The sequence below is a fragment of the Mesorhizobium sp. M1428 genome, assembly GCF_040317515.1.
GTDB lineage: Bacteria > Pseudomonadota > Alphaproteobacteria > Rhizobiales > Rhizobiaceae > Mesorhizobium.
In genome coordinates, this window is sequence record NZ_JAMYKT010000005.1 from 256,031 (window position 1) to 280,255 (window position 24,225).

Below are 24,225 nucleotides of genomic sequence, written 5' to 3' on the forward strand. Positions count from 1 at the left end.
CATGCTTTCCAAAACCCGTCGCCCGTTTCGCCTGCAATCATGGCAGTCTCACGACATTGCGCAAGCGGAGCATTGGAAAGGTCAGGATTCCAGCATGTCCTTTACAATGGTGGCCAATTGCTTGAGCGAAAACGGCTTCGGCAAGAAGCCGAAATGTGCGTCGGCCGGCAAGTTCTTGGCGAACGCGTCTTCGGCATAGCCGGACACGAAGATAAACTTGATGTCGGGCTGCCGTTTGCGCAATTCGCCAAGCAGCGTCGGGCCATCCATTTCCGGCATCACCACGTCCGACACCACGACGTCGACCTTGCCGCCGAGCGCTTCGTAGACTTCAAGCGCCTCGACGCCCGACGACGCCTCGTGGACGGTGTAGCCGCGCGACTTCAGCGCCCGCATGCCGCCCATGCGCACGGCGTCCTCGTCCTCGACCAGCAGCACCGTAGCCGAGCCCGACAGGTCCTTGGCTGAGTCGGCGATCTTGGCAGGGGCGGCCGGCACTTCTCCAGCCTCGCCCGCCTTCCTTGCCTCCGCAATGTGCCGCGGCAGGAAGATGCGGAACACGGATCCCTTGCCGACTTCGGAATCGCAGAAGATGAAGCCGCCTGTCTGCTTGATGATGCCATAGACCATGGACAGGCCGAGGCCAGTTCCCTTGCCAACCTCCTTTGTCGTGAAGAAGGGCTCGAAGATCTTTTTCAGCACATCAGGCGCGATGCCGCTGCCGCTGTCCTCAACCTCGACCAGCACATAGTCGGCCGGAGTAAGTTCGCGGTAGGAAAAGGTCTTGCACTCTCCGGCGCTGACGTTGCGGGTGCGTACGGTGAGGTCGCCGCCGGCCGGCATCGCATCGCGCGCATTGACCGCCAGATTGACCACCACTTGCTCGAACTGCCCGATATCGACCCTGACCGGCCACAGGTCGCGGCCATGGTCGATCTTGAGCTTGATGTCGTTGCCGACCAGCCGGGCAAGCAGCATTCTGAGATCGGCCAGCACGTCGGTCAGGTTGAGCACCTCCGGCCGCAGCGTCTGCTTGCGCGAGAAGGCCAGCAACTGCCGTACCAGCGAGGCCGCCCGGTTGGCATTCTGCTTGATGTTCATGATGTCCGGGAATGACGGATCGGACGGCCGGTGATTGGTCAACAGCAGGTCCGAGGCCATGATGATGGCGGTCAGCACATTGTTGAAATCATGCGCGATGCCGCCGGCGAGTTGGCCGACCGCCTGCATCTTCTGGCTCTGCGCCATCTGGCCCTCGAGGGCCTTTTGCTCCGTGGTCTCCACGGCATAGACGATGGCCGATTCCTCGGCGCCCTCGCCACCGGTACCGTCTGCGACCGCATTGACGTAGAAGCGTATGTGGCGCTCCTCATTTCCGGGCAGCACCGTATCGATCGGCTCGATGTCAGCCTGTTGCTGGCGCGCCTTTTCGAAGGCCGCGGCGAAAGCCGGCCGGTCGCGCTCGTGGATCACCGTATCCAGCCGCACACGCCGATCGACCGCGTCGCGGTCGACGACCGAGGAAAACAGCGACAGGAACGGCGCATTGGTGCGCAGGATGCGACCGGCATGGTCGACGCCGGCTATCGCCATCGGCGTCGAGTTGAAGAACCGCGTGAAGCGTATTTCCGATGCGCGGAGGTCGGCCGAAGCGTCCTCGCCTTGCGTCCGGTTGAGCACGATGGTGCGAGTCGGGCCGTTGAGGCCCTCTCGGCTGGCCGAGACACGATGCATGAAGCGCACCGGCAGCGCCTCGCCGGTCATCGTCGTCAGATCGAGGTCAATAACGGCATTGCGCGTGGTACCCGCGTCGGCCTTGACCGAACGGACCAGCGCCATGCCGTCGCCGGCGACGATCTCTGGCAGCGTGATGGCGCCGGGGGTGAAGCTGGCCAGGTCGATGCCAAGCCACTCCGCAAGGGTCGCGTTGATATAGGTGACGCGGCCTTCCTGGTCGGCGGAAAAGAACCCGGCCGGCGCATGGTCGAGATGATCGATGGCCTTTTGCAGGTCGAGAAAGAACCGCTCCTGCTCGGCCCGTTCCTGCGAGATATCGGCAAGCTGCCAGGCAAGCATGGGCAGCCGCTGGCCGGGAACGCTGAACGCGCGGGCCCGGACGCGGTACCAGCGGGCGCCCGGTTCGGCGCCTGGCCGAATGGACTGCGCGAGCCGAAACTCGCCGTCGCCCGGCTGGCCGTCGCGCAGGCCTGACGCCAGCCGGTATATGGTCACCGAGGCCTCGGGAACGTCTGAAAGCAAACCTTCGACTGTTTTGAGGTCGGCGGCCGACTCGGCACCCGTCATATCGGCATAGGTCCGGTTGGCGTAGATGATACGGCCTTTGGTGTCGGTGACCAGGAGACCCTGCGACATCGAATCGACGAAAGCTTTCGACAGTTCGTCGCTTGTCGAGCGCGGCGTGATGTGCACGAAGCCGATCGCAGTGGCGAATAGAAAGCCGACGCCGATCATCGCCAGCACGCCAAGCATGCCGAGCAGGAATGGATCGCCAAGTCGCTCGCGGAAAACGCCGAAGACGACCGCTGCCCCTGTCAGGACGACGATGAAAACGATGAGCCGGGTGACCGCTCCCGGTCGCGTGTTCTGGTCGACGATAGGTACCGGATAGAAATCGCCGCGCGCTTCCTTGGCCATGTGCCCCCTGCTCGTGAATACCGGTGTCGGTTGAATCATATTCTCAGGGTCGGGAAAAGGCCCGGCTGCAGATGTCCGCTAAAAATGACGCCGTTCGGCTTCCGGCGTTCAAGCTGTTCACGAAGCGTGAAAGGCAACTTGCGGTGGCCTGCCGCAACAGTCTAGTGTCGCCTCTCTTCGAAAGCTGATTTTGGGGGAACCAATGCTGCAATGGCTGGATGGCGTGGCGGGTCCTGGTTATGCCGCAGCAATCCTATGGACGTTTGCAGTACTTGTCCTTCTGCTCATCATTCTTCTTATCATCAGGCTGGTCCGCAGCCTGACATTCGGAACATTCGTCGCCGGCGGCAGGAACCGCAAGACGCGGCTGGCCGTCATGGATGCCACAGCGGTCGACAGTCACCGGCGGCTGGTGCTGGTGCGCCGCGACGATATCGAGCACCTGCTCTTGATCGGTGGTCCGACCGACGTCGTCGTCGAGCGCGACATCAGGCTCTCGGCGCTGCGCCGCCCGGCATTGACCGCAGACACCAGCCACCAGCCGGCAGCAAGGCCAGCTCAGACCACAGCCGCGCCGGTGAGGCAAGCGCCACCGCAGCCGGCAAGCGTGGCCGCAACCCCCGTCCGAGCCCGCCAGACGGCGACGATACCGGCAACAATGCCGGCGCCGGCGCCGAAACCGGCATCGAACGTCACACCGTTGCCAAGTTATGGATCCGTCAACGCCAATGCCTCGCGGCATGGGCAGCCGCCGGCAAGACAGGACTCCCCGGCAAGATACGAGCCGCCGGCACAGCATGAGTCGATTGACGATGCGCTGATGAAGGAGCTGGAGGTTTCCCTCGACGAGCCACGCTTCAGCCAAACGCCGAGCAAGCCGGTGGCGAAGGCATCGCCCTCTCTCGACGACGAGATGACGAAGCTCCTCGGCGAGTTGTCCAATCAGAAAAGATAGGCGGATAGCGAACGGCCAATGAAAATGGCCGGAAAACCGGCCATTTTGAACGCTTTACCGATGCCGCTGCTTTCCCGGCGACTCAGTCGTCGCGGTAGACCTTCTCGCGCCGCTCATGGCGCTCCTGCGCCTCGATCGACAAAGTCGCGATCGGTCGCGCGTCGAGCCGTTTCAGCGCGATCGGCTCGCCCGTCTCCTCGCAATAACCGTAAGTGCCTTCGTCAAGGCGCTGGAGGGCGGAATCGATCTTCGAGATGAGTTTTCGCTGGCGATCGCGGGCACGAAGTTCGATGGCGCGGTCGGTTTCCGAGGAGGCGCGATCGGCGAGGTCGGGGTGGTTGGCGTTTTCCTGCTGCAGGATTTCGAGAGTTTCGCGCGCTTCGCGCAAGATGTCGTTCTTCCAGGTGACGAGCTTCATGCGAAAGTAGGATTTCTGCCGCTCGTTCATGAACGGCTCGTCTTCGGAGGGCACGTAATCGGCGGTAACGATGTCGTTCATTCGACTCACCCAACAAACCCCAAATTTGGCGCCTATATATTCGCGGACCGAAAGCTGCACAAGGTCAATCGACGACAGTTTCACGCAATTGTTAGTCCCGGACAAACCAGCATCTGCGATGCCCTTTTTGCAAAGAATACGACCGAATCCGTACATGATTCGCTATGCTTGAGGGGCGCTTGCCATTGCGCACGGAGCTCTTCTGATGACAAATCCTGCGGCGTGCTGACGGGTTCGGTGCCCGGCACAACGGGGATCCGGTGACCAGACTTTACCTGCTGAGGCATTCGAAGGCCGGCTGGGCGCTGCCTGGCGTGGCTGACTTCGACCGCCCGCTCGATCCATCCGGCTTCGCCGATGCCGAAGCGATGGGCGTGCTGATGCGTTCCCGCAAATACGCACCGGCCCTCACGCTTTGCTCAAGCGCCAGGCGTGCCCGCCAGACGCTGGAAGGCTTGGCTGGCCACACCGACAAGGGCCGCCGGGTGCTGTTCCTTGACGCGCTTTACAACGACGATGCCGCCGCGTACCTCGCTGCCACCCGGCAGAATGGCGGGCTGGATGCCCTGCTCGTCATCGGCCACAATCCGATGATTGAGGATCTCGCCATGGCGCTCTCAGGCGACGGCGACGAGACCGCGCGGGCCATGCTGAACCACGGCTTCCCGACCTCCGCACTTGCGGTGGTCCGGTTCAACGGCAGTCTTGCCGAGGCTGCGCCGGGCGCCGGCTATCTCGAAGCCTTCCTGACGCCTGCCGATATCTGAGGCCATTTCAAAGCCGCGCATCAAAGCCTATATCGGGTCCTGACCGGCCCGCGAGAACAGATTTTGGCATCATCGCTGACGACTTTCACCGACGAGGCGAAGATTGCCTTGGATACGTTGTCAGGCCGCGCTGCGGGGCTTTTCGCTCCGTCGCTGCGTCTTGGCGTGACCGGGCTGTCCCGCGCCGGTAAGACGGTATTCATCTCGGCCCTTGTGCACAATCTGGTCCATGGCGGACGCTTGCCGCTGTTTGAGGCACAAAAATCGGGGCGCATCGCCCGCGCTTTTCTGGAAGAGCAGCCGGACGACGCCGTACCACGCTTTCAATACGAGGATCACATCGCGGCTCTTGTCGACGATCGCGTCTGGCCGGATTCGACGCGTGCGATTTCCGAGTTGAGGCTCACCATCGAATACGAATCGGCCTCTGGCTGGAGCCGCATGTTTTCCGCCGGAAAATTGTCGGTCGACATCGTCGATTATCCCGGCGAATGGCTGCTCGACCTGCCACTGCTCGGCAAGTCCTACGCCGATTTTTCGCGTGAGGCTTTCGAGATGGCCGTGTTGCCGGTGCGTGTCGATCTTTCGCGGGAATGGCGGGCGCTCTCCAATCCGGTCGACCCCAGCGCCGACGCCGACGAGATGACGGCGCGCCGTCTCGCCGAGAGCTTCGCCGCCTATCTCAAGGCCTGCAAGCTCGACGAGCGGGCGCTTTCGACCTTGCCGCCCGGCCGCTTCCTGATGCCCGGCGATCTTGAAGGCTCTCCAGCTCTCACCTTCGCGCCGCTCACGAATCTGGGCGGCCGGCGCGCCCGCTCGGGATCGCTGCAGGCTATGATGGAGCGGCGCTACGAGGCTTACAAGACGCATGTCGTCAAACCGTTCTTTCGCGAACACATCACGCGTCTCGACCGGCAGATCGTGCTCATCGACGCCTTGCAGGCATTGAATGCCGGCCCCGGCGCGATGGCCGATCTGGAACGCGCAGTCACCGAAATCCTGTCCTGTTTTCGGCCCGGCCGGGGCAACTTCCTGACCGACCTGTTTTCGAGGCGCATCGACCGCATATTAGTGGCCGCGACCAAGGCCGACCATCTGCACCACGAAAGCCACGACCGCCTGCAGGCGATCGTGCGGCGACTAGCCGACCGCGCCGTGGCGCGGGCGAATTTCACCGGCGCCGACGTCGACGTCGTGGCCATGGCGGCCATGCGCGCGACCCGTGAAGGCACGGTCAAGCAGGGCCGCGAGACTTTGCCGGTCATTATCGGTACGCCATTGCGTGGCGAAAAAATCAATGGCGAAACCTTTGACGGAAAGACCGAAACAGCCATATTTCCCGGTGACTTGCCGGAGAAAGCTGATGCGGTGTTCGACGTTTCCGAATCGGCCCGCCGGCAGAACAATGACGACCCCGCGATCCGCTTCGTGCGCTTTCGCCCGCCGAAACTCGAGCGCACCGCCGAGGGCGTCACGCTCTCGCTGCCACATATCAGGCTCGACCGCGCGCTGCAGTTCCTGATTGGAGATCATCTCGCATGAGTGCGCCCCGCAGACCGGCGGCCTTTCGCATCGAGCCGGAGGCCCAGCAAAAGGAAGATCCGACGGCTCGCCATGCTGCGTCCGAGGCCGCGCCGGCGCGAAAGCCGCGTACTGTGAAGGCGGATCTAGCCGTGGTCACACCGGCGGAGATCGACGTCTTCGACGAGCCTGATATCGTCGCTGCCGAACCGCCGCCGGCGATTGCGCCGCGAAAACGTTCGCTGCTTGGCAGCCTGTTCTTCGGCGCGCTTGGCGTTCTGGCTTCGCTCACTGTCGGCCTCTGGACCGACCAGCTGATTCGCGACCTGTTCGAGCGCGCCGAGTGGCTGGGCTGGCTGGCTGCCGGTATGGCCGCGATCGCCATCCTGGCGCTTCTGATCATCCTCGTGCGCGAATTCATGGCGATTGCCCGCCTTGCCGAGGTCGAAAAGTTGCAGAAGCGGGCGCTGGATGCGATTGCCCGTGACGATCCGAAGGCCGCCCGCGCCGTGGTCGACGAGTTGTCGGTCTTTGTCTCGGCCAAGCCTGAAACCGCGGCCGGCAGGCGCTCGCTGGCCGAATTGCGCGGCGAGATCATCGACGGCGGCAATCTGGTGCGCCTGGCGGAGACCGAGATCCTCGGCCCGCTCGATGCCCGCGCCAGGGTGATGATCCTCGAAGCGGCGAAGCGCGTCTCCCTCGTGACCGCGGTCAGCCCCCGCGCGCTGGTCGACGTCGCTTATGTGGTGTTCGAAGCCGGCCGGTTGATTCGCCGGCTGTCGGAGCTTTATGGCGGCCGCCCCGGCACGCTTGGCTTTTTTCGCCTGGCGCGCAGCGTTCTCGCCCATCTCGCGGTCACCGGATCGATCGCAGTCGGCGACAGTTTCGTCCAGCAGATCGTTGGCCACGGCCTTGCCGCCCGGCTCTCGGCCAAGCTCGGCGAAGGCGTCGTCAATGGCATGATGACTGCGCGCATCGGCATTGCAGCGATGGAAATCGCAAGGCCCCTGCCCTTTTACGCAGTCAGGCGGCCCGGATTGGGCGATTTCCTCTCCGCGCTGACCTCCTTTGCAGCAAAGAAAGAAAAAGAAACATCCGCTTCCGGAACGTGACTATTGCCTTGGGGTGACAAAGCATTAACCAATCTTGTCCATGGTCGGAAGCGTCCAAACCAGTCTCTTTGTTGCCGGGTGTCGTCGATGAAAAGCGTTATTCTGTCCAGCGGGCTGCCCGTGGCGCTCGCGCTTGTCGCAACCGTCGGCATTGCCGGAAAGACCTCGGCGGCGGAACCGGACAAGCAGTTCTTTCGATCGGTCGAAGGCAAATGGGTCGGCCCCGGGGAAATCGTTGCCGGCAAATACAAGGGCACGAAATTCACCTGCAGCTTCATCGGCTCGACGCCTGACGGCAAGGTCGGCATGTCGCTCGACGGCGGCTGCCGGGTAGGCATGTTCACCCAGCAGATGTCGGCAACGATCGAACACAAGGGCCGGCAGGGATACAAAGGCAGCTTTATGGGCGGGGCCGCCGGCTCCGGCCTCGACATTATCGGTGGCAATGTCGTCGATTCGCACAAGGTGGTTTTCACCATAAATCGCAATCAGTTGCGCGGCGTTATGCAGGCGCTTGTCCCCGACGACAATTCGATGACGGTGACCGTCGCCGTGCGCGTCGACCAGCAGTTGGTCCCGGTCATCGGCATGAAGCTGAAGCGGATCGATGCAGTCGAGGTCGGCTCCATAACTCCGAACTGACTTTCAGCGTGAGAAAAGGCGGCAACCAAACGGCGCCGCCTTCTTTAACATGCAAATGGGCGCTCAGCCCTTGATCGCGGCAATCACGTCGTCGTAGGCCTTGCAGGCCTCGGCCGCTGTCGTGCCGCCCTGATATTTGGTTGTGACCGCCTGGACCTTGGCCGTGAGGTCGGCTGCCTTGGCCGGATCCTTGGTAATTGCAGCCTGAAGTGCCGCAGTCATGTCCTGGGCCTTCTTGGTCAGCATCTCGGTCGTGCACTCGGGTGCCTTCGAACAGGCAGAGCCGGCAAGCGCCGCGATGCCAACGGCAACCAGCAAAAACGTCTTCATGTCAGTCATCTCCTCAAAAAAGGGCCGCGACCTAATCGTCGCTCACCCTCCACTGGCCGAAGCCGGGCGTCCTTAGCGCCGGATCGCTGAAACAAGCAACGCCAGGCACTCCATTATCCTGTGCAGTGCGCCTGCAATATCGCCTTCACAATGCGCCGCATTCGCACTGTTCGATCCGCCCCGAAGCCCCTATCTTGGCCGCTTGTTGCAAGAGAGCGGAATGGCAGGCATGGCGGCAGAGGCATCGAACAGCGATCTGATCCAGGTGGTGGCGCTGCTTGCCGCCGGCGTCGTTGCGGTACCCATCTTCAGGCGCATCGGACTTGGCTCCATCCTTGGCTATTTGACGGCCGGCGTCGTGATCGGCCCGTTCGGACTGCGCATCTTTTCCGAATCGGAAGCCATCCTTCATGTCGCCGAACTCGGCGTCGTCATGTTCCTGTTCATCATCGGGCTGGAGATGCAGCCGTCACGGCTATGGGGCATGCGCCGCGAGATTTTCGGGCTTGGCGCGCTGCAGGTCGGCGTCTGCGCGGTCCTGCTGACCGGCGTCGGGCTGGCGGGAGGTTTTCCTATCGCGCAATCCTTCGTCGCCGGCGCCGGTTTCGTGCTCACCTCGACGGCAATCGTCATGCAATTGCTGGAAGAACGCGGCGAACTGGCCACGCCCAAGGGCCAGCGCATCGTCTCGATCCTGCTCTTGGAAGACCTGGCCATCGTGCCATTGCTGGCGCTGATCGCTTTCCTCGCGCCGGGCGGCGCCGATATGAGCCTGTCGGATCGGTTGACGGAGGTCGGCATCGGCCTCGCCGCGATCGTCGGGCTGGTGCTTGCCGGGCGCTATCTGCTCAATCCGTTCTTTCGTATCCTGGCGGATGCGCGCGCCCGTGAGGTGATGACCGCTGCCGCCCTTCTGGTCGTTCTCGGGTCAGCGCTCGCCATGCAGCTTTCCGGCCTGTCGATGGCGATGGGCGCCTTCCTGGCCGGCGTGCTTTTGTCGGAATCGACCTTCCGCCACCAGCTGGAGGCCGACATCGAACCGTTCCGCGGCATTCTGCTCGGGCTGTTCTTCCTAGCCGTCGGCATGTCGCTTGACCTGCATGTGGTCGTCGTCAACTGGCAGCTCATTGCCATCTATGTCGTCGCCTACATGGTGATGAAAGCGATCGGCATCTATATCGTCGCCCGCGTCCTCAAAACCGGCCACCGGGAAGGGCTCGAGCGCGCGGTCTTCATGGCGCAAGGCGGCGAATTCGCCTTCGTCCTCTATTCCGCTGCGGCAGCGGTCGGGATCATCGACAGCCAGGCCAATGCGATGCTGACCGCCATCGTCATCATTTCCATGGTGCTGACGCCGTTGGCAATCATAGCCCTGCGGTATTTGACACCGCGTGACGAGCAGTCGCTTGAAGGCGTCGATGTCGCCGAAGGCCTGACCGGCAGCGTGCTGATCATCGGCTTTGGCCGGTTCGGCCAGATCGCAAGCCAGCCGCTTTTGTTGCGCGGGATTGATGTGTCGATCATCGATAATGAGGTCGAGATGATCCAGGCGGCAGCCGATTTCGGCTTCAAGGTCTATTATGGCGATGGCACGCGGCTTGACATCCTGCGTGCCGCGGGAGCCGGGCGCGCACGCGCCGTGCTGATCTGCGTCGACAAGCCCGATGCCGCCGTGCGCATCGCGGAACTGATCAAGGCGGAGTTTCCCTTGCTGACAGTGCTGGCGCGGGCCTTCGACCGCGGCACGGCGTTGCAGCTCATTCGTGCCGGCGTCGACTATCAGCTCCGCGAGACGTTCGAATCGGCGCTTGTCTTCGGCGGCTCGACACTGGAAGCTCTCGGCGTCGACCCGGAAGAGGTCGCCGAGGTAGTCGAGGACGTCCGCCGCCGCGACGCTGCCCGTTTCGAACTTCAACAGGCCGAAGGCATCCGCGCCGGACGGCGCTTCCTCAAAGGCAATATCGGCACGCCCATCCCGACGCCGCTCAGCACGCCACGGCGCGCGGGCCAGGCGCTCAACGAAGAGACCGCCGGCGTGCTGCAGAAATCCGAGCCGGCCGATTAAACCCTGGAAAGACGCGAATGATGAACGAACTGGACGAGCGCGCTCTCTCCGTCAGCGGATTCTGGCGCGACGCAGGGGAGGACGCGTGGTTCGAGAAGAACGACGCCTTTGATGCCGACTTCCGCACCCGGTTTCTCGATCTGCATTTTGCCGCCGCCCGCCGCGAATGCGACGGCTGGTCCGAACACGCGGAAGGGTCGCTCGCACTGATGATCCTGCTCGACCAGTTTCCGCGAAACTGCTTTCGCGGCACCGGCCACATGTACGCCACGGACCCGCTGGCGCGGCATTTCGCCGGGAAGGCGATCGCTGCCGGCCATGACCTGGCGCTCGACGAAGAGCTCCGCGTTTTTCTCTATCTGCCCTATGAGCATTCGGAGGACCTCGCCGATCAGCTCAAATCGGTGGAGCTTACCGCCGCCAAAGCCCCGGCCTATCTGAAATATGCGATCGAGCATCGCGACATCATCCAGCGCTTCGGCCGCTTTCCGCATCGAAACAGGATGCTTGGCCGCGAGACGACACCGGACGAACAAATGTTCCTCGACGGAGGTGGGTTTTCTGGCTGACTTCGGGCATCGATGGCGGCAGCGTTAAGCCTTCCACCAATCCCGGCCCGACGGCAGCCGTTCAATGCCCGATGTGTCGACGGCGGCCAGCCGCTCCGACACGCTCTTGCCGTCGACCACAAGCTCCGGCGCAATTTCTGCCAGCGGTGCCAGCACGAAGGCGCGCTCCAGCATGCGCGGATGCGGCACCTCCAGTCCGGTCTCGTGGATGATGCGGTCGCCGAACACCAGAATGTCGATATCGATCAGGCGTGGACCCCAGCGCTCCTCGCGCACCCGCTTCAGTTTTCGCTCGGCGTCGAGGCAAAGGTCGAGCAAAGCCCGCGGCGCGAGCGCGGTCGAGATTTCGGCCGCCGCGTTGAGGAAATCCGGCTGATCGAGCTTGCCCCAGGGCGGCGTCCGGTAGAGCGACGAAACGGCAACGACGCGCGTGCTCTCGTCGGCATCCAGAATGCCCAGTGCCGCAGCCATCGACTTCGCCGGATCACCGAGATTACCGCCGAGGCTGAGATAGACAGTGTTACTGCTATTGCTATTCTGGCCAGACAACGGTCACCTCGACATGATCGAGCACACCCGGCACCGGAGCGTTCGGCTTGCGCACCGTGATCTCGGCCTTTTTGATCTGCGGAAACCGAGCCGTCAGCGCCCTCGCCACTTCGAGCGCCAGCGCTTCGATCAGAAAGCGCCGCTCGCCGGTAATGATCTTCTCGATGACCGCAAAAGCGATGCCGTAATTGACGGTGTCCTCGATGGAATCCTCGACCAGCGCTCGCCCGGGATCCACCGTGAGTGCCGCATCGACATAAAAGCGCTGGCCGAGCGTCTCTTCTTCGTCCAGCACACCGTGCCGGGCAAAGAAGGCGCAGTTTTTCATGCGGATGACATACATGGCTCAGCTTTCCCCGATCTCACGTGCCAGCATAGCATCGGCGATGGCCAACGCATCCACGTTGATTGCGACATCGTGGACGCGAAAGAGATGCGCGCCTTTGAGCCTCAGGATGACGCTGGTGGCCGCGGTTCCGGCGCCCCTTGCGGCTGCGTCGCGGCCGGTGACGGTGCCGATAAAGCGCTTTCGCGATGTGCCGGCCATCAGTGGAAAACCTAGCGCACGAAGCTCGGAAAACCGTGCCATCAGGTCAAGGTTTTCCGCTGCCGTCTCCTTGGCGAAGCCGAAGCCTGGATCGAGCACGATATGGTCGTCGGCAACACCGCTCCGCCGCCCGATTTCCAGCGACTTCCTGAGGAAGAAGAGCTGATCGGCAATCACGTCGGGCAGTTTCTGCCGGTCCCGTCCCGTGTGCATGATGACAAGCCCGGCGCCGGTTTCCGCCGCGACGCGGGCAATGCCCGGTTCGCGCTGCAGGCCCCAGACGTCATTGACGATATGCGCGCCGGCTTGGACGGCAAGCCGGGCCGTGTCCTCGCGGTAGGTATCTACCGAGATCAGCGTTCCGCCAGACGTCGCGAGCGCCTCGATGACCGGCAATATGCGGGCCTGCTCTTCCTTTGCGGAGACCGCAGACGCCCCGGGACGTGTCGATTCTCCGCCGATGTCGATGACGGAGGCGCCCTCCTCCACCATGCGGCGCGCCTGGGCCACCGCTTTTTCCGGCACATCGAACAGGCCGCCGTCGGAAAAACTGTCAGGCGTGATGTTGAGGATGCCGACGACCACGGCCTTGCCGCCAAGGTCGAGATGGCGTCCGTGCGCCAACTGCCATCGCCCTGTCATCATTGCCCATCAACCATGTTCGATCCCGCGGCGTGGCCGGGGATCAATTCCGTTGCGCCGGAGACGGCGGTAAAGCAAGGTGGGCAAAGAGGCAACACGATGAAACGATCCCTCCTCTGCGCCCTGATGCTCGCTCTGACCGCATTCCCGGCCGGCGCTGCAACTCTCGTCAAGACATATAGCTATTTCCCGATCGGCGGCAGGACGCTCGACGACATCGAGACCCAGCTGTCGAAACTCGGGCCTCAGGTGAAAAGCACCGGGTCGCGGCATCCAGGCGCTACCCAAATGGCGTTCACCACCCGCGTCAGCTATGCGCAGAAGCCGGGCTCGTGCTGGATTGCCGACGCTGTCGTCACCGTCAAGGTCAAGGTGATCCTTCCGCAGTGGCGCCGCCCGCGCAAAGCCGATGCCGGCGTCAGGCTGTTCTGGGATACGTTGTCCGCCGACATCAAGCGCCATGAGGAACGCCACGTCGAGATTGCCAAGAACCATGGCCGCGAACTCGAAGACGCCTTGAAGGCGAGCTACCCGGAAAACACCTGCGAACTGGCCAAAGCCAAGGCCGCGAAAATCACGGCGGCCATGCTCGCCAAGCACGACCAGGACCAGATGCGCTTCGATCGTGTGGAAAGCGTCAATTTCCAAAGCCGCATCCTGCGGCTTCTGCACTATCGCATCGAGCGCGTTGAGAACGGCCGGCTCGCACCCGGCTGAACTCCGCGTCGTTGGACAAAGCCAATTTTGCCGAAACATAGTGCCAGCTTCGGAAAACTTTCGAGCCGCTGTCGAAATCGGCCTATAGCGAACGACATATGCCAGGTTCGCAGGGATCAGCCTCCGGCAAACGCCAATCGGCGTACTGGATGCTTCCCAGCCCGTCGCGGAAGTGCACGCAGGCATAATGGATGAACAGATATGGACCAGGCTGTCGACAAGCAAGCGATGGTGGAAACCAGCGCGCCGCTGACCGAAACCGAGAAAAACGCCATCATCGGCGGCGTGCTTTTGTCGATGCTGCTGGCGGCGCTCGACCAGACCATCGTTGCGCCGGCGATGCCGACGATGGCACGTCTGCTCGGGCATGCCGAATATCTGCCATGGATCGTGACCGGCTATCTGCTGACCGCGACCGCCGTGGCGCCGCTCTACGGCAAGATCTCCGACATTTATGGTCGCCGGCCGACCGTCTATGCTGCAATCCTGATCTTTCTCGCCGGGTCGCTGGTTAGCGCCACGGCGCCCAACATGCTGGTCCTGGTTGTCGGCCGGGCGATCCAGGGCGCCGGTGGCGGCGGTCTTTTCGCCCTGACGCAGACCGTGATCGGCGACCTCGTGCCGCCGCGCGAGCGAGCTCGCTACGCCGCCTGGATCTCAGGCACCTGGGCTGTCGCCAGCATCGCCGGGCCGCTGCTCGGCGGCACCTTCGCCGAACATCTGCATTGGTCGCTGATCTTCTGGATCAACATTCCGCTCGGCCTGCTAGCGATGGCGATCATCAACAACCCGCTCAAGAAGCTGCCGATCGCCGCAAAACATCACCGCATCGACGGCCTCGGCGCGCTGCTTCTGGTCGCGGCCACCTCGCTGCTGCTGCTTGCCTTGAACTGGGGCGGCAGCGAGTATCGGTGGCTGTCGCCTGAAATCCTTGGACTGCTCGCCTGCTCGGCGGTGTTCTGGAGCGCGTTCGCGCTGCGGCTGATGCGCGCGGCCGAACCGCTGATCTCGCTCGAAGTGCTCGGCAATCCGATCGTTCTCGCCGGCACGCTGTCGATGTTCCTGCTGCAGGCCGCCAATGTCGGCTTGTCGGTCTATCTGCCGGTCTACCTGCAATCGGTCGTCGGCCTGTCGGTCAGCGAATCGGGCACCGCATTGCTTGGGCTGATGCTCGGCACGGTGGCCGGTGCGACATTCAGCGCGCGAATGATCCCGCGCTTTTTCCACTATAAGCGCATCGCCATGATCGGAACTGTTTTCTCGATCCTGTGCCTCGGCGTGCTCAGCCTGGTCGCCGGGCATGCCTCGCTATTGCTTGTCGAGGTGTTGACGACCTGCATAGGGCTGGGCACAGGCACGACCTTTCCGGTTGCCACTGTCTCGGTCCAGAACGCCGTCGATCGTATGCACCTTGGCGTGGCGACCGGCGTGCTCACGTTCCTGCGCTCGCTGGGCAGCGCGCTTGGCGTCGCTATGCTCGGTGCCGTCGCCCTTGGTTATGGGCTGCCGCTGGCCAGCGAAGGCACGCAGCCGGCCGGCCATATCGCCTCGGCCATGCCGTTCGTGATGATCTTTCTTGCCGCGGCCGCGACCTTGCTGTTGTCGTTCATCACGCTCTGGCTGATGCCGGAAAAAACGCTTCGCGGCCATGCCGAGGCTGTGGCCCCAGCCCTGGCGGAGTAGACCGGCCCGACGAGCGTATAGCGAGGTTCAGTCGAGCACGCCGAGCTTCTTGTGCAGACTGGTCGACGAGGTCGTATACTGGAATACAATGCGCTCGCCGGGGCTGACGATGCGCTTGGCTGCTTGCGCCATCAAGGCGACCTCATGGAAACCCGACAGGATCAGCTTCAGCTTGCCGGGATACCAGTTGATGTCGCCGACGGCGAAGATGCCGGGCACCGACGTCTGGAATTTTTCGGTGTCGACCGGGATCAGGTTCTCGTGGAGATTGAGGCCCCATTCGGCGATTGGGCCGAGCTTCATCGTCAGGCCGAAAAACGGCAGCATCCGCGTACACGGCACTTCGATATCGCCCTCCGGCCCTTTGATGATGGCGGAGGCGAGATGGCCGTCGGCGCCGGTCAGGCCGGTCACCTGTCCGACCTGGAATTCCAGCTGCTTCATCTCCTGCATGGCATACATCTTGTTGACGCTGTCGGGCGCTGCACGGAATTCGGGCCGCCGGTGCACCAGCGTCACGCTCTTGGCCACCGGCTGCAGATTCAGCGTCCAGTCGAGCGCCGAATCGCCGCCGCCGACGATGACGAGGTCATGGCCGCGAAAGTCCTCCATCCGGCGCACCGAGTAGAACACGCTCTTGCCTTCATAGGGTTCGATGCCCGGAATCGGCGGCCGCTTCGGCTGGAAAGAGCCGCCGCCAGCGGCGATCACAACAATTTTGGCTTCGAACACCTCGTTTTCGTCGGAAGTGACGCGGAAGCTGCCGTCCTCCAGTCTTTCCAGGCTCGAAACCATGCGGTTATAGGTGAATTCGGGCTTGAACGGCGCGATCTGCTCAAGCAGCTTGTCGACCAGACCTTGCGCCGAGATCGAGGGCCAGCCCGGAATGTCGTAGATCGGCTTTTCCGGGTAGAGTTCGGCGCACTGCCCGCCGGGCCGGTCGAGTATGTCGATCAGATGGCACTTCATGTCGAAGAGGCCGAGCTCGAATACCGCAAACAGGCCGACTGGCCCTGCCCCGACAATGAGTACGTCCGTCTTGGTGATAGCAGTCATGAAGCATGCGCCTTTATGGGAAAACGGCGCGACACTGCATGACCATTGGCCCGCTGCCAAGCGGCAGCGGCAAAAATCGGCATCAGCCCTGGCGGGCCGGCACGCGCACGACCAGCCCGTCGAGGGCGTCGCGCACCTTGATCTGACATGACAGCCGTGAGTTCGGCTGGACCTCGTAGGCGAAATCCAGCATGTCCTCTTCCATGGCTTCCGGCTCGCCGACCTCCGCCGTCCAGGCTTCGTCGACATAAACATGGCAGGTCGCGCAGGCGCAGGCGCCGCCGCATTCCGCTTCTATTCCCGGCACCGCATTGCGGATCGCATTTTCCATGACGGTCGAGCCGTTTTCGGCATCCACGTCAAAATGCGTGCCGTCATGGGCGATGAAGGTCAGCTTGGTCATTTGTCACCTGAAGGGAGTCTGAGCCGACATAATCACTCTGCCGGACAAGTCAACTGCGGCGCGAAAGCGCCGCTGCGTGGCGTTTTGGAGATAAGTCCTATCGGCTGATGGCGGCGACGAAATCCCGCACTTCTTCGATCAGCGAGCCAAGCCGCTTCAGCGTGCTGGCGTCTTCTGGCCGGCATTCGATCGCGCTGGCGCAATCGGCAATGGCAAAGGCGCCGACCCCGCGCGCCGAGCCTTTGAGCCCGTGTGCCAATAGCAGCCGCTGTCTAACATCCGCATCGACGATCTTGTCGCGCACCGACAACGCCTGCTGCACGAACAGAGCCAGCACCTCCTGCTCGAGGCTCCGATCGCCCATCGTCTGGCGCGCAAGATGCGCCAGGTCGATCGGCCGCGCCCCGGCCGTTCCCGACACGTCGCCGCCGGGCATCGAGAAGGCAATGCCGTTTTCGCCACGTATCACTTTGAGACTCCGCTCTTCGACCGCCGCAAAAATAGGCGTATCCAGTGGACAACGGGTTAATGATTGGCCCGGAAAAATGTCGCGATAACGGCGCCGGAATCACGGCTGTGTTAACCTTATATTTAAAGTTTTACGTATCGGCCGGAATGCATGTTTTCTTTACCCGGCTGTGTCATTACGATACGACAGGTCCATTTTCAGCCTCCTGCGCGGGACACGCTAGGCAGAATCAATAAGCAGAACCATAAGTCCCGCCGCAGCTTGTACAGGGTAGCGAAGGCATGGCGAAGAAACCAACGACGACAAGAACGCTCGACAGCGACGTAGCCAGGGAACTCGAAAAGGCACTTGATATCGATCTGAGCGGCGATGCCGGCGGCGACTTCGACATGGCGGCATCCATGGAAGATCTGGAAGCGCAAATATCGCAAGCCGCCGACGAGCTGGCGCGCGAAGGTCGCAGCCAGAACGAACCGCCTGCCCCGGACCAGCCCCAGAACGCGGCACCAGCCGCCAATCAAAGCCAGAACGCAAATTCCGCGCCAAAGGCCAAGCCGGCTGAGTTGCGTCCTGTCGCAACGCGCAATGGCTCGCAGCCGGCAGCTTTCTCGCCGGCCAACGACGATCGTCAAAAAGACTATAAGACGCTCCTGCACACCCTCAATCGGCGCGCCTCGAACACGATCTATTGGGTCGTGGCTTTCGTTTCGCTGGCCTGGATCGCCGGCGCCGGCGGCCTTGCGAACCTGTTGTTCGGACCTGGCATCTGGAACATCCGCACCTTCGATCAGTTTTTCGCCCGTCCCGAACTGATCGGCCTGGCGGTCGCGGCAATCGTGCCCGTCATCCTGTTCTGGGCATTCGCAGTGATGATTCGCCGCGCTCAGGAGATGCGCCTTGCCGCGCAGTCGATGACCGAGGTGGCCTTCCGTCTGGCCGAGCCGGAAAATCTTGCCCAAGATCGCGTCATGATGATCGGCCAAGCGGTTCGCCGCGAGGTGGCGGCCATGGGCGAAGGCATCGAACGCACGCTTGCGCGTGCCGTCGAGCTCGAAACGCTGGTTCACAGCGAGGTGAACCAGATCGAGCGCTCCTATTCGGAGAACGAGTCCCGCATCCGCTCGCTGGTCGACGGGCTGGGCAGTGAGCGCGAAGCGGTCGTCACCCATGCCGAGCGCGTGCGCGCCTCGATCACCGGCGCCCACGAGACGCTGAAAGACGAGATCAACGCCGCCAGCGATATCATTCGCGACAGCATTCTCAACGCCTCGACCAAGCTGTCGATGACGATCAATGAATCCGGCGACACGCTGATCGACAGGATCAACGGAAGCTCGATGTCGATCTTCGATTCGGTGGAAGGCCGGCTCGAATCGATCACCGATCGGCTGTCGACGTCGGGCGAGGCCTTCGCCAGCCTGCTCGACACCCGCATCGCCAAGCTGACGGACACCACCGATGGCCTGACGCGGTCGCTGACCGACCTGCTCGACGACCGCACGAGCGGCATGGTGTCGCTGCTCGGCGGTGCTGCCCGCACACTTAATTCCGAATTCGAAGCCAGCCTCAACGGCATCGAGCGGACGCTTGCCGAACGTGGCCAGGCGCTGATCAGCGAATTCCAGACCCGCGCCGAGGCGCTCGACACCGGTACGCAGAAGCTCAACGCCGCGCTGGAGGCTCGCGCACGCCAGATCAACGAGACGCTGGTCGAGCGCGCGCGCGAAATCGCCCACACCTTCCAGGATAGCAAGGAGACGCTGTCGGCAATGATCGATCAGGGCAAGACCCAGATCGGCGCCGACATGGCCGACATCATTTCATCGACCTCGACGATGCTTGAGGCCCGCGCCGGCGATTTCGCCGGGCGCATGGAGGCGGCGCGCCATGTCGTATCGCGTTCGTTCGATACGGACATCCAGCGGCTTGCCGAGGCTCGCGCCGGCATCGAGGAAGCCGTCGAAAACCACAGCCACAAGCTTTCCGAAAGCCGCGACCGGATGGCGGCGGCAATGCAGGCCGATCTGGCGAAGTTCGCCGAGGGTCGCGCCGAAATCGACGCAGCGGTGGCCAACCAGGTGCAGAAGCTTGCCGAAGGCCGCAGCCTTATCTCGCGTGCCCTTGAGGAGGATCTGCGCAAGGTCAACGAATCGCGCGCAGCGATCGACGCTTCGCTGGGCAGCCATCTCGAAAGCCTTGAAGAGGGTCGCAACAGGCTTGCCCAGGCCTTGAACGAAGACTCTGGAAAACTCGTGCAAGCTCGTACGATAATTGATGAAATGGTTGCCGGGCACGTCGGCAAGCTCGCCGAAGGCCGCAGCATCCTTTCGCGCGCGCTCGAGGCCGACCTCGGCAAGCTGGCAGAGAGTCGCGCCAGCATCGACGGCCTAGTCGCCGGTCAAGTCGAAAAGATCGCCGAGGGCCGCGCCATACTCGCCAGTGCGCTGGAAGCCGACATCGCCGGCATCAATGGCCTCATCGAGGCGCATTCGGCCAAATTGGCGCAAGACCGCAGCGGCCTTTCCCAGTCGCTCGATAACGACCTGTCCGACATCAGGAGCCTGATCGCCGATCATTCTGGCAGGCTCGCCGATGACCGCAGCCTGCTCTCGAAGACGCTTGAAGACGATCTTGCCAAGTTGGCGGAAAGCCGGTCGAGCATCGATGGGCTGGTTGCCGGCCAGGTCGAGAAGCTGGCCGAAGGCCGCGACATCCTCAAGCGCGCGCTTGAATCGGACCTGAACGCGGTCAAGGGCGTCATCGCCAGCCAGTCCGAAAAGCTGGCGGAAGACCGTGGCCAGCTGTCACGGGCACTGGAGAGCGACCTGGAGACTGTGCGGGGCGTTGTCTCCGATCACATGAACAAGCTCACAGAGGACCGTTCGACCCTTTCGAAGGCGCTCGAAGACGATCTCGCCAAATTGGCCGAAAGCCGCTCGAGCATCGATGTGATGGTTGCCGGCCAGGTCGAAAAGCTGGCAGAAGGCCGCGACATCCTCAAGCGCGCGCTCGAAGCCGATCTGAGCACCGTCAAGAGTGTCATCGCCAGTCAATCCGAGAAGCTGGCGGAGGATCGCGGTCAGCTGTCGCGGGCACTGGAGACCGATCTCGAGGCCGTGCGGGGCGTCGTCTCCGATCATATGAACAAGCTCGCCGAGGACCGTTCGGCCCTGTCGAAGGCGCTCGAGGACGATCTCGCCAGGCTGGCAGAGAGCCGGTCGAGCATCGACGGGCTGGTCTCCGGCCAGGTCGAGAAGCTGGCCGAGGGTCGCGACATCCTGAAGCGCGCGCTGGAAGACGATCTTGCCAAGCTGGCCGAAAGCCGCTCGAGCATCGACGGACTGGTTTCCGGCCAAGTTGAGAAACTGGCCGAAGGCCGCGACATTCTCAAGCGCGCTTTGGAGGCCGATCTCAAGACCATCAAGGATGTTATTGCGGGCCAGTCCGAGAAACTGGCGGAAGATCGCTCAACCTTGACCAAGGCGCTGGAAGACGACCTTGCCAAGCTGGCCGAAAGCCGCTCGAGCATCGACGGACTGGTTTCCGGCCAGGTCGAGAAACTGGCCGAAGGCCGCGACATCCTCAAGCGCGCCTTGGAGGCGGATCTCAACACGATCAGGGGCGCCATCGCCGACCAATCGCAGCTATTGACTGATAATCGCGCGCAGTTTTCGCGTGCGCTGGAAGCCGATCTCGGTAACGTCAACAGCCTTGTCGCAACCCACGCAGAGAAGCTCGTCCAGGACCGCTCGACCCTGTCGAAGGCGCTCGAGGACGATCTCGCCAAGCTGGCCGAAAGCCGCTCGAGCATCGATGGGCTGGTCGCCGGCCAGGTCGAGAAACTGGCGGAAGGCCGCGACATCCTCAGGCGCGCGTTGGAAGCCGACCTGGAAAGGCTTGCAGTGAGCCGCAGCGAGGTCGACGAGATCGTCGCCGGTCATGTCGGCAAGCTGAGCGAGGGCCGCGACATGCTGACCCGCGCATTGCAGGACGATCTCTCCAGGCTCGCCGAAACGCGCAAGGATGTCGACCGTTCGCTGTCCGGCCATATCGACCAGATCGCCGCCAGGAGCACCGACATCTCCGATGCAATCGCTGCCGACGTAGAAAAGATCGAGCAGGTGTTCAGCCGGCAGACAGGCGTCATCGAGGAGCGCGCCAGCACCATGGAGCGGGCGCTGTCGACGGGTGTCGACAACGTTCGCAGTGTGCTCGAAAGAAGCGCGGTCTTCGTCGCCGGGGCGCTGCGCGAAAAGGTCATGGAAGTCACCAGCGCACTGCATGAGCAGGCGGGCGCGGCATTCAGCGATGCCGACCGCAAGATCGCCGAGCGCGCCGAGCAGACCTCGGCGGCCCTGCTCGCCAGGGCGGAGGACATCGCCCGCACCTTTGAAGAGGCGGATCGTCGCCTCGCCGCGCGCGCCGAGGATACGTCGAGCGCACTGATTGCCCGCGTCGACGACACGTCGAACACCTTGCTTGCGCGTGCCCAGGAGACGGCCGATCAGCTGGCAGCCAGAGCAAGTGAGATTGCCGGCACCTTCGACGCGGCGGACCATAGGCTGGTCTCTCGCGCCATCGAAACGGCCCAGTCGCTGGCTGCACGTGCCGGCGACATCCTGCGCAATTTCGAAACAGCCGACGAGCGGCTGGGCGTGCGCATCGGCGAATCCGCCGAAGCTCTCGCGGCACGCGCGTCGGACCTCGGTCGCATTTTCGATGCCGCCGACCAGCAACTTATCTCGCGCATTGCAGAAGGGTCCGAAGCACTTTCGGCCCGCGCGTCCGAGATCGGCCGCATCTTCGAGGAGGCGGATCATCGCCTGGTGTCCCGTATCGCCGACAGCAGCACCGCCATCGGCGAACATGCCGACACCATTGTCGGCGCCTTCACCAGCACCGAGCAGCGGGTTGCCGAACGCGCCAGGCAGACTGGCCAGGAACTCGCCGTCCATGCCCGTGAGATCGAGCAGGTGCTTGCCGGTGCCGACGAACGCCTGGCATCGAGTGCTGCTGTTACAGCCGCCCGCGTCGAGGAGCAGGTCGCCAGCGTCGAGAACCGCCTCGCCTACTCCGCCGAGACAATGGGCCAAAAGCTCAACGAACAGGTTTCGAATGCCGAGGCGCAGCTGGTCTCGCGTGCCAACACGATCGCCGAAACCTTCACCGCGGTCGGCCAGCATATCGGCCAGAGCACCAACGACGCTGCAAAGACCATCGGTGCCAATACTCGCGAGCTCAGTACGATGCTTGCGGCACGTTCGGCCGAAATATCGAAAATCCTGGACGAGACGGCACGGCCTCTGGTCGAGCGCTTCGCCCAGGGCGGCTCCGAGCTGCAAAAGAGCATGGAAGAGGTCACCGAACGTGCGACCGAGAAGCTGCGCACTCAAAACGCTGCCCTCGTCGACGCCCTCGCCAGCCGTACGGCCGAAACTCTGTCGGCCGTCGAAGGTGCGCGCTCGACGCTTGCCGACAGCGTTGCCGACCTCATCGGCCGCATGACCACCTCCAGCTCGCAGCTCGGTCAGTTGATCGAGCAGGCGGCGACCAATCTCGGCCAGGTCGACGAACGCCTGACCGGCAGCACGCAAAGCTTCGCGGCGACCACGGAAAAGACCGCGCAGACCTTCGCCAGTTCGGCGCGTCTGGTCGATTCGAACACGACGCGGCTCACCGAGCTGTCGTCGTCGACCTTGCGCGAGGTTGCTTCAATCGCGACCAAGTTCGACGAGCACAGCCGGTTGCTTTCCAGTGCCTCGGACCTGTTGAGCTCGGCCCAGAGCAATCTCGAGCACACGCTCGAAAGGCAATCGTCGCTGGAGGACCTCGCCGTCGGCCTTGTCAAGAAGTCGGAAGATCTCGAAAGGGTCATGCGCTCGTTCGAGAATCTGGTCGGCCAGACGCTGCAGAACGCCGAAGGCAAGACGCTGGAGTCCGCCGACAAGATCCGTACCGCGATTTCCGAAGTGGTCGATTCGGCCACCAAGCGCTTTGCCGATGCGACCGAGGAGATGCGGCGCACCGCCGGCTCGATCAAGAGCGAGCTCGACCTCACCCGAGCCGAGCTTAAGAAAGGCGTCATCGAGATGCCGGAAGAGGCAAAGGAATCAACCACGGCTATCCGCCGTGCCGTTTCCGAGCAGATCAACGCGCTGAAGGAACTTTCTGAAATCGTTGCCAAATCTGGCCGCAGCACCGACAGCTCGGAACAGCGCAACCTGCGTCCGGCGCCGCAAGCGCCTGCCGCACGCGCTGCTGAACCGCCACGTCGCCCGGCTCCGGCTCCCGAACAGCGCCGTCCGCCGCAGGCGCCTTCGGGCGAGACGGCGCTACGCGGCACGCTCGACCTCGAACGTCCCGCGGACCAAGCGCCGCGCCAGCGCGACCCCAACGGCCGTACGCCGCAGGGCGGCTGGGTGCGCGACCTCCTGACCGGTGCATCGCGCGAAGACGACGCCAAACCGGCGGCGGCTGCCGAAGCGCCGCGCCCGGCTCCCGCTGCGCGTTCGCCGCTTCATGTCGTGGAATCGCTGAACTCACTCTCTGTCGATATCGCCCGCGCCATCGATCACGATGCCTCGATCGAGCTGTGGAACCGCTACCGGCGCGGCGAGCGCGACGTCTTCACGCGCCGTCTTTACACGCTGAAGGGCCAGCAGACGTTCGACGAGATCCGCCGCAAGTATCAGTCGGAGGCGGAGTTCCGCGCTGCTGTCGATCGTTACTGCGACGATTTCGAAAAGCTGCTCAAGGACGTGTCGCGCAACGACCGCGACAACATCATGGCACAGACCTACCTGACTTCGGATACCGGCAAGGTCTACACCATGCTGGCCCACGCCAGCGGCCGCCTGCACTAAGCGGGCGACAGGAAAACTGGAAGGGCGTTCTGCCCTTTCAGTTTAGACCCGATATTGAAAAGATTGTCCCACTGCGCAAATCATCTGATCTGGTCGGATGTTTACGCGCAGGAGTTGAGGCCGGGATGTCGTGCAATGCAGACAATTCGCGGCGATCTACTTCAGCTTGCGCTCGACGGAA

At 63.0% G+C, this 24,225-nt stretch carries 19 protein-coding genes; 10 read left to right on the forward strand and 9 right to left on the reverse strand.

Features of this window, described 5'->3' with window-relative positions; translation table 11 throughout:
* Positions 1 to 81: 81 nt before the first annotated feature.
* Positions 82 to 2,655, reverse strand: coding sequence for a cell cycle histidine kinase CckA (gene cckA, locus NKG60_RS10125; RefSeq protein ID WP_352666504.1), 2,574 nt, complete (start codon positions 2,653 to 2,655; stop codon positions 82 to 84).
* 202 nt (positions 2,656 to 2,857) lie between these two features.
* Here cckA and NKG60_RS10130 point away from each other — a divergent pair, with 202 nt between their 5' ends.
* Positions 2,858 to 3,610 (forward strand): hypothetical protein, encoded by a 753-nt coding sequence (locus tag NKG60_RS10130; RefSeq protein WP_352666503.1) that lies wholly within the window; start codon positions 2,858 to 2,860, stop codon positions 3,608 to 3,610.
* Between the two features lie 82 nt (positions 3,611 to 3,692).
* Here NKG60_RS10130 and dksA read toward each other — a convergent pair whose 3' ends face one another.
* Positions 3,693 to 4,109: an RNA polymerase-binding protein DksA gene (gene dksA / locus NKG60_RS10135; RefSeq protein ID WP_023674847.1), complete on the reverse strand. Its 417-nt coding sequence runs from the start codon at positions 4,107 to 4,109 to the stop codon at positions 3,693 to 3,695.
* Positions 4,110 to 4,369: 260 nt separating this feature from the next.
* On the opposite strand from dksA, the gene NKG60_RS10140 reads away from it, so the two are divergent.
* From NKG60_RS10140 to NKG60_RS10155, 4 genes are all read left to right on the forward strand, one after another.
* Entirely contained in the window at positions 4,370 to 4,876 is a 507-nt protein-coding gene (locus NKG60_RS10140) for a SixA phosphatase family protein (RefSeq protein WP_352666501.1), read from the forward strand.
* A 63-nt stretch (positions 4,877 to 4,939) separates the two neighbouring features.
* Positions 4,940 to 6,418, forward strand: coding sequence for a YcjX family GTP-binding protein (locus NKG60_RS10145; protein WP_352666499.1), 1,479 nt, complete (start codon positions 4,940 to 4,942; stop codon positions 6,416 to 6,418).
* Complete coding sequence (locus NKG60_RS10150; RefSeq protein WP_352666497.1) at positions 6,415 to 7,509, forward strand: YcjF family protein; 1,095 nt, start codon at positions 6,415 to 6,417, stop codon at positions 7,507 to 7,509. The genes NKG60_RS10145 and NKG60_RS10150 overlap by 4 nt, the downstream gene beginning before the upstream one ends.
* An 87-nt stretch (positions 7,510 to 7,596) precedes the next feature.
* On the forward strand, positions 7,597 to 8,151 hold the full coding sequence (locus NKG60_RS10155) for a hypothetical protein (protein ID WP_352666495.1): 555 nt from the start codon (positions 7,597 to 7,599) through the stop codon (positions 8,149 to 8,151).
* Positions 8,152 to 8,214: 63 nt separating this feature from the next.
* Here the strand turns inward: NKG60_RS10155 and NKG60_RS10160 are convergent, their stop codons facing one another.
* The gene (locus NKG60_RS10160) at positions 8,215 to 8,481 is read right to left on the reverse strand and encodes a hypothetical protein (protein WP_352491603.1); all 267 of its coding nucleotides are present in this window, start codon (positions 8,479 to 8,481) and stop codon (positions 8,215 to 8,217) included.
* A 229-nt stretch (positions 8,482 to 8,710) separates the two neighbouring features.
* Between NKG60_RS10160 and NKG60_RS10165 the strand changes: the two genes are divergently transcribed.
* Together NKG60_RS10165 and NKG60_RS10170 are read left to right on the forward strand one after the other, a co-directional pair.
* On the forward strand, positions 8,711 to 10,546 hold the full coding sequence (locus NKG60_RS10165) for a monovalent cation:proton antiporter-2 (CPA2) family protein (protein ID WP_352865010.1): 1,836 nt from the start codon (positions 8,711 to 8,713) through the stop codon (positions 10,544 to 10,546).
* A 17-nt stretch (positions 10,547 to 10,563) separates the two neighbouring features.
* Positions 10,564 to 11,115: a DUF924 family protein gene (locus NKG60_RS10170; RefSeq protein ID WP_502912302.1), complete on the forward strand. Its 552-nt coding sequence runs from the start codon at positions 10,564 to 10,566 to the stop codon at positions 11,113 to 11,115.
* A gap of 24 nt (positions 11,116 to 11,139) precedes the next feature.
* Here the strand turns inward: NKG60_RS10170 and folK are convergent, their stop codons facing one another.
* The 3 genes from folK to folP are packed head-to-tail and all read right to left on the reverse strand — an operon-like array spanning position 11,140 to position 12,856.
* Positions 11,140 to 11,664 carry a 2-amino-4-hydroxy-6-hydroxymethyldihydropteridine diphosphokinase gene (gene folK, locus NKG60_RS10175; RefSeq protein WP_352666494.1) on the reverse strand — a complete coding sequence of 175 codons (525 nt, stop codon included), beginning with the start codon at positions 11,662 to 11,664 and terminating at the stop codon, positions 11,140 to 11,142.
* Positions 11,648 to 12,007, reverse strand: coding sequence for a dihydroneopterin aldolase (gene folB, locus NKG60_RS10180; RefSeq protein WP_023674838.1), 360 nt, complete (start codon positions 12,005 to 12,007; stop codon positions 11,648 to 11,650). Before folB ends, folK begins: the two co-directional genes overlap by 17 nt.
* A 3-nt stretch (positions 12,008 to 12,010) precedes the next feature.
* Positions 12,011 to 12,856 carry a dihydropteroate synthase gene (gene folP / locus NKG60_RS10185; protein ID WP_352666492.1) on the reverse strand — a complete coding sequence of 282 codons (846 nt, stop codon included), beginning with the start codon at positions 12,854 to 12,856 and terminating at the stop codon, positions 12,011 to 12,013.
* Positions 12,857 to 12,952: 96 nt separating this feature from the next.
* On the opposite strand from folP, the gene NKG60_RS10190 reads away from it, so the two are divergent.
* Both NKG60_RS10190 and NKG60_RS10195 read left to right on the forward strand, forming a co-directional pair.
* Entirely contained in the window at positions 12,953 to 13,570 is a 618-nt protein-coding gene (locus tag NKG60_RS10190; RefSeq protein WP_352666491.1) for a DUF922 domain-containing Zn-dependent protease, read from the forward strand.
* A gap of 201 nt (positions 13,571 to 13,771) precedes the next feature.
* Positions 13,772 to 15,253 carry an MDR family MFS transporter gene (locus tag NKG60_RS10195; protein WP_352666489.1) on the forward strand — a complete coding sequence of 494 codons (1,482 nt, stop codon included), beginning with the start codon at positions 13,772 to 13,774 and terminating at the stop codon, positions 15,251 to 15,253.
* A 27-nt stretch (positions 15,254 to 15,280) separates the two neighbouring features.
* Here NKG60_RS10195 and NKG60_RS10200 read toward each other — a convergent pair whose 3' ends face one another.
* From NKG60_RS10200 to NKG60_RS10210, 3 genes are all read right to left on the reverse strand, one after another.
* On the reverse strand, positions 15,281 to 16,309 hold the full coding sequence (locus tag NKG60_RS10200) for an NAD(P)/FAD-dependent oxidoreductase (protein WP_352666488.1): 1,029 nt from the start codon (positions 16,307 to 16,309) through the stop codon (positions 15,281 to 15,283).
* Between the two features lie 82 nt (positions 16,310 to 16,391).
* Complete coding sequence (locus NKG60_RS10205) at positions 16,392 to 16,712, reverse strand: 2Fe-2S iron-sulfur cluster-binding protein (RefSeq protein ID WP_023674833.1); 321 nt, start codon at positions 16,710 to 16,712, stop codon at positions 16,392 to 16,394.
* A gap of 97 nt (positions 16,713 to 16,809) precedes the next feature.
* Positions 16,810 to 17,178: an Hpt domain-containing protein gene (locus tag NKG60_RS10210; protein WP_292660938.1), complete on the reverse strand. Its 369-nt coding sequence runs from the start codon at positions 17,176 to 17,178 to the stop codon at positions 16,810 to 16,812.
* Positions 17,179 to 17,462: 284 nt separating this feature from the next.
* On the opposite strand from NKG60_RS10210, the gene NKG60_RS10215 reads away from it, so the two are divergent.
* Positions 17,463 to 24,044 (forward strand): apolipoprotein A-IV repeat region-like domain-containing protein, encoded by a 6,582-nt coding sequence (locus NKG60_RS10215; protein WP_352865018.1) that lies wholly within the window; start codon positions 17,463 to 17,465, stop codon positions 24,042 to 24,044.
* Positions 24,045 to 24,225: the final 181 nt, after the last annotated feature.